General features: G+C 72.6%; 11 protein-coding genes. 5 read left to right on the top strand and 6 right to left on the bottom strand.

Annotated elements, in window-relative coordinates:
* A partial coding sequence (locus FGF04_RS08705; protein WP_149510650.1) for a serine/threonine-protein kinase occupies positions 1–909 on the bottom strand: 909 nt, incomplete at its 3' end.
* 387 nt (positions 910–1,296) lie between these two features.
* Here FGF04_RS08705 and argC point away from each other — a divergent pair.
* From argC to FGF04_RS08680, 5 genes are all read left to right on the top strand, one after another.
* Complete coding sequence (argC, locus tag FGF04_RS08700; RefSeq protein WP_149510649.1) at positions 1,297–2,325, top strand: N-acetyl-gamma-glutamyl-phosphate reductase; 1,029 nt, start codon at positions 1,297–1,299, stop codon at positions 2,323–2,325.
* 88 nt (positions 2,326–2,413) lie between these two features.
* The gene (argJ, locus tag FGF04_RS08695) at positions 2,414–3,565 is read left to right on the top strand and encodes a bifunctional glutamate N-acetyltransferase/amino-acid acetyltransferase ArgJ (RefSeq protein WP_149510648.1); all 1,152 of its coding nucleotides are present in this window, start codon (positions 2,414–2,416) and stop codon (positions 3,563–3,565) included.
* Positions 3,562–4,464, top strand: a complete 903-nt coding sequence (gene argB, locus FGF04_RS08690; protein WP_149510647.1) for an acetylglutamate kinase — start codon at positions 3,562–3,564, stop codon at positions 4,462–4,464. Before argJ ends, argB begins: the two co-directional genes overlap by 4 nt.
* Positions 4,461–5,711 (top strand): acetylornithine transaminase, encoded by a 1,251-nt coding sequence (locus FGF04_RS08685; RefSeq protein ID WP_149510646.1) that lies wholly within the window; start codon positions 4,461–4,463, stop codon positions 5,709–5,711. Before argB ends, FGF04_RS08685 begins: the two co-directional genes overlap by 4 nt.
* Before the next feature lie 18 nt (positions 5,712–5,729).
* The gene (locus FGF04_RS08680; RefSeq protein WP_149510645.1) at positions 5,730–6,266 is read left to right on the top strand and encodes an arginine repressor; all 537 of its coding nucleotides are present in this window, start codon (positions 5,730–5,732) and stop codon (positions 6,264–6,266) included.
* A gap of 140 nt (positions 6,267–6,406) precedes the next feature.
* On the opposite strand, the gene FGF04_RS08675 is transcribed toward FGF04_RS08680, so the two are convergent.
* From FGF04_RS08675 to FGF04_RS08655, 5 genes are all read right to left on the bottom strand, one after another.
* Positions 6,407–7,144 carry an FAD:protein FMN transferase gene (locus FGF04_RS08675; RefSeq protein ID WP_149510679.1) on the bottom strand — a complete coding sequence of 246 codons (738 nt, stop codon included), beginning with the start codon at positions 7,142–7,144 and terminating at the stop codon, positions 6,407–6,409.
* 82 nt (positions 7,145–7,226) lie between these two features.
* On the bottom strand, positions 7,227–8,069 hold the full coding sequence (locus FGF04_RS08670) for an FMN-binding protein (protein WP_149510644.1): 843 nt from the start codon (positions 8,067–8,069) through the stop codon (positions 7,227–7,229).
* 19 nt (positions 8,070–8,088) lie between these two features.
* Positions 8,089–9,417, bottom strand: a complete 1,329-nt coding sequence (locus FGF04_RS08665) for a ferredoxin reductase family protein (protein WP_149510678.1) — start codon at positions 9,415–9,417, stop codon at positions 8,089–8,091.
* A 193-nt stretch (positions 9,418–9,610) separates the two neighbouring features.
* Positions 9,611–10,321 carry a L,D-transpeptidase family protein gene (locus FGF04_RS08660; RefSeq protein ID WP_149510643.1) on the bottom strand — a complete coding sequence of 237 codons (711 nt, stop codon included), beginning with the start codon at positions 10,319–10,321 and terminating at the stop codon, positions 9,611–9,613.
* A gap of 3 nt (positions 10,322–10,324) precedes the next feature.
* Positions 10,325–10,912 (bottom strand): pyridoxamine 5'-phosphate oxidase family protein, encoded by a 588-nt coding sequence (locus FGF04_RS08655; RefSeq protein WP_149510642.1) that lies wholly within the window; start codon positions 10,910–10,912, stop codon positions 10,325–10,327.
* Positions 10,913–11,102: the final 190 nt, after the last annotated feature.

Genomic DNA, 11,102 nt, shown 5'->3' with positions numbered 1-11,102 from the left:
CGCGGGAGGAGTCTGCGCGGACGGATGCGGGGCGGACGGATGCGGGGTGGACGGAGCCGGCACGGTGGGGGACGCGGCCGCCGTGTCCGAGGCGGACGCCAGGGCGATGATCCGCTMGTAGGCCGGATGGCTCACGATGTCGGTCTCGTTGTCGCAGAGCTCCACGATGCGCTGCGGCCCGGGGCGCTGCGCCGGGTCCTTGTGCCCGCACAGGGCGATCAGTTCGGCCGTCTCGGCCGGGACCCCGGCGAGGTCCATCTCCTCGTGGACGGTGCGATAGGAGACGGTGGCCAGGGAGCCCTGCCCGTACGGGGGGCGGCCGGTGAGGCAGTAGGCCATGGTGACGCCGAGCGCGAACACGTCGGACGGCGGCCCGGCCTCGCCCCGGGTGAGGGTCTCCGGCGCCATGAACCCGGGCGTGCCGATGGCGGTGCCCACCTGCGTGATGTTCGCCATCTCGTCGCTGCGGGCGATCCCGAAGTCGATGAGCTGGGGCCCGGTGGCCGAGAGGATGACGTTCTGCGGCTTGATGTCGCGGTGCAGCACCCCGTGCACATGGACGTCCGCGAGCCCCTCGGCCAGCGCGGCCAGCACGGCGCGGCCGAGGTCGACCGGGAAGGGCCCCGACGCCTCGACCGCGTCGGCCAGGGTCGGTCCCGGGACGTACTCGGTCGCCATCCAGAACGGCGGGGTGTCCACCTCGGCGTCGATGAGCGCCGCCGTGAACGCGTTGCGGACGGTGCCCAGCGTCTCCACCTCGCGGCGGAAGCGCTCCAGCGCGGCCGGGTCGTGCTGGAGGTGGGAGTTGATCACCTTGACCGCGGCGGGGCGGCCCCCGGGGGTCCGGCCGAGGTAGACGCTCCCCATGCCGCCGGAGCCGAGCCGGCCGATCAAACGGTAGCGACCCATGGCCGTCGGGTCGGAATTCTGCAGCGGGTACACCTAACACGCCCTCCAGGCAGTCGAGACTCAGGCGTCCGTGGTGAACGGGTCTCGTGTCCAAGACTCTCTGCGGCGGGATGACGGTTCCGGTGCCGGTGTGGGTTCCTTCAGTGGTTCCTTCGGTCCGCCCCGAGGACTGAAGAATACCGCGCCCGCTTCTCAACTTCCCTGGACCCGGCCCTGGTTGGACGTGGATGCCGGTGTCCGCACCGGGTGTCATCTTGTCCGTACCGTGCGTGCCCAGGAATCATACGATCATGGGGTCGTATACCGATGCCGCACAGGTCCCGCCAGTGAAAGATTGCATAAACGTGCAACGAAACGTATAGTCATGCTCTCTAGAAGGAGGGTTCCATGGTGGTACGTGCGGCAGTGGCCGGAGCGAGCGGGTATGCGGGCGGGGAACTGCTGCGCCTGCTCCTGGTGCACCCCGGGATCGAGATCGGTGCCCTGACCGGCAACTCCAACGCCGGGCAGCGGCTCGGCGCCCTGCAGCCGCACCTGCTGCCGCTGGCGGACCGCGTACTGGAGGAGACCACCGCAGAGGTCCTCGCCGGACACGACGTCGTCTTCCTCGCCCTGCCCCACGGGCAGTCCGCCGCCGTCGCGGAGCAGCTCGGCCCGGACGTCCTGGTCGTCGACATGGGCGCCGACTTCCGGCTGAAGGACCCGGCCGACTGGGAGCGGTTCTACGGCTCCGCGCACGCCGGGACCTGGCCCTACGGCCTCCCCGAACTGCCGGGTGCCCGCGCCGCGCTGGAGGGGTCCAAGCGCATCGCGGTACCCGGTTGCTACCCGACGGCCGTCACGCTGGCGCTCGTCCCCGCCTACACGGCGGGCCTCGCCGAGAACGAGGCCGTCGTCGTCGCGGCGTCCGGCACGTCCGGCGCCGGCAAGGCACCCAAGGCCCACCTGCTGGGCAGCGAGGTCATGGGGTCCATGTCCCCGTACGGCGTCGGCGGCGGCCACCGGCACACCCCCGAGATGATCCAGAACCTCGGCGCGGCGGCGGGCGGGCCCGTCACCGTCTCCTTCACCCCCACCCTCGCGCCCATGTCCCGCGGCATCCTCGCCACCTGCAGCGCGAAGGCGCGGCCCGGCACCACCGCCGAGTCCGTACGGGCCGCCTACGAGAAGGCCTACGCCGACGAGCCGTTCGTCCACCTGCTGCCCGAGGGCCAGTGGCCGGCGACGGCGTCCGTCCACGGTTCCAACGCCGTTCAGGTGCAGGTCGCGTACGACGCGGCGGCGGGACGCATCATCGCGATCAGCGCCATCGACAACCTGACCAAGGGCACCGCGGGCGGTGCCGTCCAGAGCATGAACATCGCCCTCGGACTCGACGAGGGCACCGGACTTTCCACGATCGGAGTCGCTCCGTGAGCGACGCACGAGCAGCCACCGGGCCGCAGGCAACCACGAGCGCCGCACCTCTGCGCTGCTCGGGCGGAGAAGCGAACAAGGAGTCACAGTGAGTGTCACGGCAGCCAAGGGGTTCACGGCGGCCGGCGTCGCCGCCGGGATCAAGGAGAACGGCAACCCGGACCTGGCCCTCGTGGTCAACGAAGGGCCCCGCCGCGCCGCCGCGGGCGTCTTCACCTCCAACCGCGTCAAGGCCGCGCCCGTGCTGTGGTCGGAGCAGGTCCTCAAGGGCGGCGTCCTGTCCGCCGTGGTCCTCAACTCCGGCGGCGCCAACGCCTGTACGGGACCCAGGGGCTTCCAGGACACCCACGCCACCGCCGAGAAGGTGGCCGAGGTGCTCGGGCGCGACGCGGCCGAGGTCGCCGTCGCCTCCACCGGCCTCATCGGCGTCCTGCTCCCGATGGACAAGCTCCTGCCGGGCGTCGACAAGGCCGCGGCGGCCCTGTCCGAGCACGGCGGCGAGAAGGCCGCCATCGCCATCAAGACCACCGACACCGTGCACAAGACCGCGGTCGCCCAGGGCGACGGCTGGACCGTCGGCGGCATGGCCAAGGGCGCGGGCATGCTCGCCCCCGGCCTCGCCACCATGCTGGTCGTCCTCACCACGGACGCCGACGTCGACGCCGACACCCTCGACCGGGCGCTGCGGGCGGCCACGAAGGTCACCTTCGACCGCGTCGACTCCGACGGCTGCATGTCGACCAACGACACCGTGCTGCTGCTCGCCTCCGGCGCCTCGCAGGTCACCCCCGGGTACGCGGAGTTCGCCGAGGCCGTCCGGGCGGTCTGCGACGACCTGGGCCAGCAGCTGATCCGGGACGCCGAGGGCGCGGGCAAGGACATCCGCATCGAGGTCGTCAACGCGGCCGGCGAGGACGACGCCGTCGAGGTCGGCCGCTCCATCGCCCGCAACAACCTCCTCAAGTGCGCCATCCACGGCGAGGACCCCAACTGGGGCCGCGTGCTCTCCGCCATCGGCACCACCTCCGCCGCCTTCGAGCCCGACGAGCTGAACGTCGCCATCAACGGCGTCTGGGTCTGCAAGAACGGTTCCGTGGGCGAGGACCGCGACCTGGTCGACATGCGCTACCGGGAGGTGCACATCGTCGCCGACCTGGCCGCGGGCGACGCGACCGCCACCATCTGGACCAACGACCTCACCGCGGACTACGTACACGAGAACAGCGCCTATTCGTCATGAGCACCACGCGCAAGCACACCGCACTGCCCAAGGCCCGGATCCTCATCGAGGCGCTGCCCTGGCTGACCCGGCACCACGGCAAGACGGTCGTCGTCAAGTTCGGCGGCAACGCCATGATCGACGACGACCTGAAGGCCGCCTTCGCCCAGGACGTCGTGTTCCTGCGCCAGGCCGGGCTCAAGCCCGTCGTCGTGCACGGCGGCGGCCCGCAGATCAGCGCGGCCCTCGACCGGCACGGCATCGTCAGCGAGTTCAGGGCGGGCCTCAGGGTCACCACGGAGGACGCCATGGACGTCGTCCGCATGGTCCTCGCCGGGCAGGTCCAGCGCGAACTCGTCGGGCTGCTCAACCAGCACGGCCCGCTCGCCGTGGGACTCACCGGCGAGGACGCGCACACCATCACCGCAGTCAAGCACCAGCCGCGGATCGACGGCGCGTACGTCGACATCGGGCGGGTGGGCGAGATCACCGAGATCGACACGGGCGCGATCGAGGCACTGCTCGCCGACGGCCGCATCCCGGTCGTCTCCTCGATCGCCCGTAGCCAGGACGACGGACATGTCTACAACGTCAATGCTGATACGGCGGCTGCGGCACTCGCTGCGGCGCTGGGTGCCGAGACCCTGATGGTCCTCACCGACGTCGAGGGCCTCTACGAGGACTGGCCGAACTCCGACGAGGTCATCAGCCGGCTCACCGCCAAGGAGCTGGAGAAGCTGCTGCCCGAGCTGGCCAGCGGCATGGTGCCCAAGATGGAGGGCTGCCTGCACGCCGTGCGCAACGGGGTGAACACCGCCCGCGTGATCGACGGCCGGGTCCCGCACTCGATCCTGCTGGAGATCTTCACCGACGAAGGCATCGGCACGATGGTCGTGCCCGATGCGGAGGGGGACGCATGACCGTCACGGAAGAGCCGGCCGCCCACGGGGGGCCGACCGCCAACGAGGAGCTCACCCGACGCTGGCAGGGCGCGCTCATGGACAACTACGGCACGCCGCGGCTGCCGCTCGTCCGCGGCGCCGGCACCAAGCTGTGGGACGCCGACGGCACGCAGTACCTGGACTTCGTCGGCGGCATCGCGGTCAACGCGCTCGGCCACGCCCACCCGGCGGTCGTCGAGGCCGTCAGCCGCCAGATCGCCTCGCTCGGCCACGTCTCCAACCTCTTCGTCGCCGAGCCGCCCGTCGCGCTCGCCGAACGGCTTCTGCGGCTCTTCGGGCGGGAGGGCCGCGTCTACTTCTGCAACTCGGGCGCCGAGGCCAACGAGGGCGCCTTCAAGATCGGCCGGCTGACCGGCCGCACGCACATGGTGGCGACCGACGGAGGCTTCCACGGCCGCACCATGGGCGCCCTCGCGCTCACCGGCCAGCCGGGCAAGCGCGACCCGTTCCTGCCGCTGCCGGGCGACGTCACGCACGTACCGTACGGGGACCCGCAGGCGCTGGCCGCCGCCGTCACCGAAGACACCGCGCTGGTCGTCATCGAGCCGGTCCAGGGCGAGAACGGCGTGGTCGTGCCGCCCCCCGGCTACCTCAAGGCGGCCCGCGCCATCACCGCCGCCACCGGCAGCCTCCTCGTCCTGGACGAGGTGCAGACCGGGGTCGGCCGGACCGGGCAGTGGTTCGAGTACCAGGCGCACGAAGGGGTCCTGCCGGACGTCGTCACGCTGGCCAAGGGCCTCGGCGGCGGCCTGCCGCTCGGCGCGACCGTCGCCTTCGGGCGCGCGGCCCAGCTCCTCAAGCCCGGGCACCACGGCACGACCTTCGGCGGCAACCCCGTCGCCTGCGCCGCCGGACTCGCCGTCCTGGACACCATCGAGGGCGAGGGCCTGCTGGAGAACGTGAAGCGGGCCGGCGAGAAGCTGCGGGACGGCATCGAGGCGCTCGGCCACCCGCTGGTCGGCCATGTCCGGGGTTCCGGGCTCCTCCTGGGTATCGTGCTCACCGAGCCGCTCGCGCCCCGCGTGCAACAGGCGGCTCAGGACGCCGGCCTCCTGGTGAACGCGCCCGCCCCCGATGTCGTACGGCTGATGCCGCCGCTCAACATCGGCGCGGACGAGGTGGACACGTTCCTCCGGGCCCTGCCCGGCGTCCTCGACGCGGTGACCGGCGGGGCGACCGACGGGGACGGACGGACCGGGGAGTGACCGGGGAATGAGACGACGATGAGCCAGGCGCAGGACCACGACCACGCGGGACCCGCCGTCCCGCAGACCCGTACCGCACGCCACCGCCGGATCGTGGACATCCTCAACCGGCAGCCGGTGCGCTCGCAGAGCCAGCTGGCGAAGCTCCTCGGCGACGACGGGCTGAACGTCACGCAGGCGACGCTCTCCCGGGACCTGGACGAGCTGAACGCGGTGAAGATCCGCAACAACGACGGCGACCTCATCTACGCGGTGCCCAGCGAAGGGGGCTTCCGGACTCCCCGGGTCCCGCTGGGGGAGTCGGCCAAGGAGGAGCGGATGCGGCGGCTGTCCGCGGAGCTCCTGATCTCCGCGGAGGCGTCGGSGAACCTGGTGGTCCTGCGTACGCCGCCGGGGGCCGCGCAGTTCCTCGCCTCGGCCATCGACCAGGCGGAGCTGCAGGACATCCTCGGGACGATCGCCGGGGACGACACGCTGTTGCTCATCAGCCGGGATCCCTCCGGGGGGCAGGCTCTGGCCGACCACCTCTTGCGGCTGGCGCAGAACCACCACTAGTGAGGGAGCGGTCGGGGGTTCGTCCTCGGGTGCGGGCCGGTGGGGGCTTGTCGCGCAGTTCCCCGCGCCCCTAGGTACCCAGGGGCGCGGGGAACTGCGCGAGCAACCACGACGCACCCGCACCCGAAAAACAGGCCGGCTCAGCCCAGCCGGTCGGCCAGACCGCCCGTCCAGCGGACCTCGTCGCCCGCCGTGATGAGCAGCGCCTCCGTGTCCGGGAGCGACTCCAGCCAGGCCAGCGCCTGCCGGGAGCCCATCGCGAAGGCCGCCGTCGCCCAGGCGTCCGCCCAGGTGATGCGGGGGCCCACCACGGTCACCGCCACCAGGTCGGTGACCGCGGAGTGCCCGGTGCGCGGATCCATGATGTGCGTGCCCCGCTCGGCGGAGCCCGACGTGGCCACGGCCAGCCGGTCGGCGCCGGCCGCGGAGACCACGGCGGCCAGACCACCCGGGCGCAACGGGTCGGACACCCCGACCCGCCAGGGCCGGTGCGGCCCCGGCACGCCGAACATCTGCACGTCGCCGCCGCCGTTCACGCTCACACCGGTCGCCCCGGCGCCCACCAGCCGCTCGGCCGCGCGCTCCACGGACCAGCCCTTCACGATGCCGGTGGGGTCGAGGGCGCCCGCGTACCTCGGGCTGAACCAGCCGTCGCTCAACCGCTCGGCCTCGGCGCACAGTTCGAGCACCTCGGCGACCTGCGGGTCGCACTCCTCCACGGTGACCAGGCCGCGCGCCAGCCGGGAGATCTGGCTGTCCTCGCGGTAGGTGCTGAACACCGCGTCCACCACGTGGAGTTCGGCGACCGCCTCCGCCAGCACCGCCCGTACGGCGTCCGGTTCGCCGCCGCGGACGTCGAAGGAGAAGACCGTGCCCATCACCTCCTCCGCGTGCCGCACCGCGGGCGGCGCGGATTCAGCGGGCTCGGCAGGCTCGGTGGATTCGGTGGGCTCGGCGGGTTCAGCCACCGGCCTGGTCCAGGGCCGACTGCAGGGACTCCTTGTAGCCGCCGCTGGTGTAGGTGGCGCCGGAGACGGCGTCGATGTCGGCGTTGCCCGCCGCCACCGCCGCGGCGTTCAGCTTCGGGATCGCGTCCCCGTTGACCTGGTCGCTGCGACCGCCCTTGGGTTGCTGCACCGCCTCGGCCTTGGTGATCTTCCCGCCGGTCACGGTGACCCGTACCTGCACGGGCCCGTAGTCCGTCGTGACGGCCTTGCCGGTCACGGTCTTCGCCTGGGCGGCGCCCGCCCCCGACCCGCTCGCGTCGCCGGAACCGCCGCCGGAACCGCTGCCGCCGCCCGTGCCGCCCGTACCGCTCGCGTCGGCCGCGCCGCCGCCCGGGGCGCCCGCCTTGTCCAGGGCGGACTGCAGGGACTTCTTGTAGCCGCCGCTGGTGTAGGTGGCGCCGGAGACGGCGTCGATGTCGGCGCTGCCGACGGTGATGGCCGCCTTGTTGAGCTTGGGCACCGCGTCGGTGCTGACCGCGGTGGAGCGCCCGCCGGTGGGGGCCTGCACGGCGGCGGCCGAGGTGATCTTCCCGCCCGCCATGGTGATGCGCACCTGGACGTTGCCGTAGTCGGTCTTGACGACGTCACCGGTGAGGGTCTGGGCCTGGGTGCCCGCGGCGGCCTGCGCGCCCCCGGAGCCCTGCGGGGCGACCGACTGCTGCTGCTGGGGCGCGCCGCCCTCGGCGGAGGCCGCTGCGGGGTCCGAGGCCGGCTTCAGCGACAGCAGCAGGACGATCCCGGACACCGTGGCGGCACCGGCCAGCACGACGCGACGCAGGGGATGGCTCTTCTTCATCGGTCGGGACTCCCGTTCCTCACAGCTCGAAGGACTCGTGGTGGATGCGGCGGGCGGGCACGCCGGCGCCGCGCAGTGCGGAGTACGCGCCCTCGGCGAAGCCGGGCGGCCCGCACAGGAACACGTCGTGCTCGTCGATGTCGGGCAGCTTCTGGCGCAGCGTGTCGGGGTTGATGTCGGGGCGCTCCCCGTCGGGGCTGTTCACCGCGTACATCAGCCGGGCCCCGCGCTCSTCGGCGATGGCCGKCAGCTCGTCCCACAGCGCCAGGTCCTGGGTGCTGTTGGCCCGGTAGAGGAGCGTCAGGTCGCCGCGCTCCGCCGGTAGCGTCTCGAACAGCGCGCGCATCGGGGTGATGCCCACGCCGCCGGCCATCAGCAGCACCTTGCCGCGGCTGCGCCGGGAGGCGGTCATCGCCCCGTAGGGGCCCTCGGCCCACACCCGCGTGCCCCGCTTCAGTCCCTTCAGCGCGGTGCTGTGGTCGCCCAGCGCCTTGACGGTGATGCGCAGCAGCCCGGGGCGCGGCGCGGCCGACAGGGAGTACGGGTGCGAGCTGAGCCGCATGCCGGGCGCCAGGAACCGCCAGCGGAAGAACTGTCCGGGCTCGGCGCCGATCCGGTGCAGCCGCTGCCCGCTGATCAGCACCGAGACGATGCCGGGCGCCTCCTCGACGACCTCCTCGACCCGCATCCGGTGGCGCAGGTTCAGCCGTACCGGCGTGATCACCCGGTACCAGAGCGCCAGCGCGGTCACGCTCCCGTAGAGCGCGTACCAGGCGGTCGTGGCGGCGGGCTCGACGGCGAAGTCGTTGCCGGTGGACAGCTGGTGCCAGAAGGACAGGTAGACGGCCGCGTACGTGAGCAGGTGGATGTGGTACCAGGTGTCGTACGGGATCCGCTTGCGCAGGCCGCCCACCGAGATGAGGCCGATGAACAGCAGCAGGCCCGTGCCGACGGCCGCCTTGCCCATGTCGGGCAGCGTCTTCACCGAGTCGACGGTCTGCTGGACGACGCCGGTGTTCGCCTGGAGGGCGTAGCCGTACATCGTCAGCCCGATGTGGGCCAGGACGAGGCAGAGCGTGTAGCGGCCGCTCATGGCGTGCCACCGGGCGACCCGGTCCGAGCCGACCCGGCGCTCCAGCGCGGGCACCCGGGCCATCTGCAGGACCACGAGGGCCATCAGGTAGCCGGCCAGCAGACCGGTGATCCGGCCCGCGTTCAGGATCCGGCCCTTGTCGTCCGCGATGGCCGGCGTGTTGCTCCACCAGAGCCAGACGACTCCCGCCGCGCCCGCCCACACGGCGATCAGCAACGGGATGGCGGGGGAGCGGCGAGGTCGGATGCGGCGCATCGTCTGGCGCCGCGCGGCGCGACCGCCGGCGATCGTGCTCACGGTTCCTCCGTGGGGGACGCTGGGAAGGGAGTGGCCCCTTGGCCCACTGGTACGTCCCGGGGCGGCCGTGTGTTCAACGGGCCGCCGGGCAAGCCGTGATCAGCCACGACCTGCGGTAACCGGCGGCCGCGCGGGCGGCTCCGGCGGAGGGTCAGTAACGGGTGATCGCGGTCGGCCCGTCCTGCGTCCCGACGGCGATGTGCGGGGCGCGCCCCGGCTCGGCCCAGGCCAGGATGCGCCGCATCGCGTCCCGGGGCACGGAGACGCAGCCGGCCGTCGCGCCGGCCCCGTCGACGTGCAGGAAGATGCCCGCGCCCCGGCCCCGCACCGGCCGCTCGTAGTTGAAGCCGACGACCAGCGCGTACGCGTACTGCGTGCCGTACGTGACCAGGTGCTCGGACTCGGCGGCGCGGCAGTCGGCCGGACGGGGGTCGGTCCACCGGTTGTAGGAGCGGGAGTCGTTGTCCTGGCACCACCAGGAGGTCTGGCGCACCGGGCGGTACGGCACGGTCGTCCCCGCGGGTGCCGGCTCGATGCCGAAGGCGTACGGCAGGTCGTACAGGCCCGTGGGAGTGGTGTTCGTGCCCTGTCTGCGGGAGCCGCCCTCCACGAGTCCCCCGGAGCCGAAGCGCGCGGGCGCGGAGCCGTCCCGCGCCCAGTGCCCGTCGCGACGGCTCCACCAGGTGACCGTGCCGGTGGTCGAGGAGGTGCGGGGGGCCACCGCGGTGATCAGCATGCTGCCGCCGCCCGTGTCGGCCATCCGCTCGGGCAGCGGGGGCTGCGGTGGCGGTGCCGCCGCAGCCGGACCCGCCGCCAGGACGAGGAGGGACACGGACACGAGGACGGCGGCTCCGGGGCGCATGGCTCAGACGCTACGGGGAGGCAGCGGCAACGGCAGCCCGGGCAGTCCGTCCAGGCTGCTCGCTATGTACTCCTTCTTCTCGAAGTACGCGTTCAGCGAGGCGTCGTCCTCGCGCGCGAAGCGCCTGGCGTGCAGGTCGCGGTCCTCCTCGTACGCCATGAAGGGCACCGCGTACCCGCAGCTGTCGCGGACGAGTCCGGCCCGCACCACGATGATCGCCCGCAGGCCGTGCGGGTCCGGGTCGATGTCCGGGAAGCGTGCGAGGAGGTCCCCGAACCGGGGGTCGTCGCGGAGCACCGCCTCGCCCCGGCCGTGCACGCGCACGATGTTCGGGGGCCCCTGGAAGGCGCACCACATCAGGGTGATCCGGCCGTTCTCCCGCAGGTGCGCCACCGTCTCGGCGTTGCTGCCGGCGAAGTCCAGGTAGGCGACGGTCAGTTCGTCGAGGATGACGAACGAGCCGCGCAGCCCTTTGGGGGAGAGGTTGACCGTGCCGTCGCCCGACAGGGGCGCGGTGGCGGTGAAGAAGAGGGGTTGCGCCTCGATGAACTCGCGCAGGCGGCCGTCTATGCGTGCGTAGGTCTTTCCCATGGACAGGGATTCTCGCCGAAAATACTTCGCCTGTCTAAGTATTTCGGTGAGCGGTGAGCGGTGAGCGGCGAGCCCGAGTGCCCAGCCCGAGCGGCAAGCGACCAGCGCCGGGGCCCGCGGATCTGGAACGGTCCGCGGGCCCCGGGTTCGCCCCGGCCGGCGTGAGCGGGGCGCCCGTGGGGGGAAAGGG

The organism is Streptomyces apricus, assembly GCF_008369065.1.
GTDB lineage: Bacteria > Actinomycetota > Actinomycetes > Streptomycetales > Streptomycetaceae > Streptomyces > Streptomyces apricus.
This window is presented reverse-complemented; position numbering and strand designations above follow the sequence as displayed.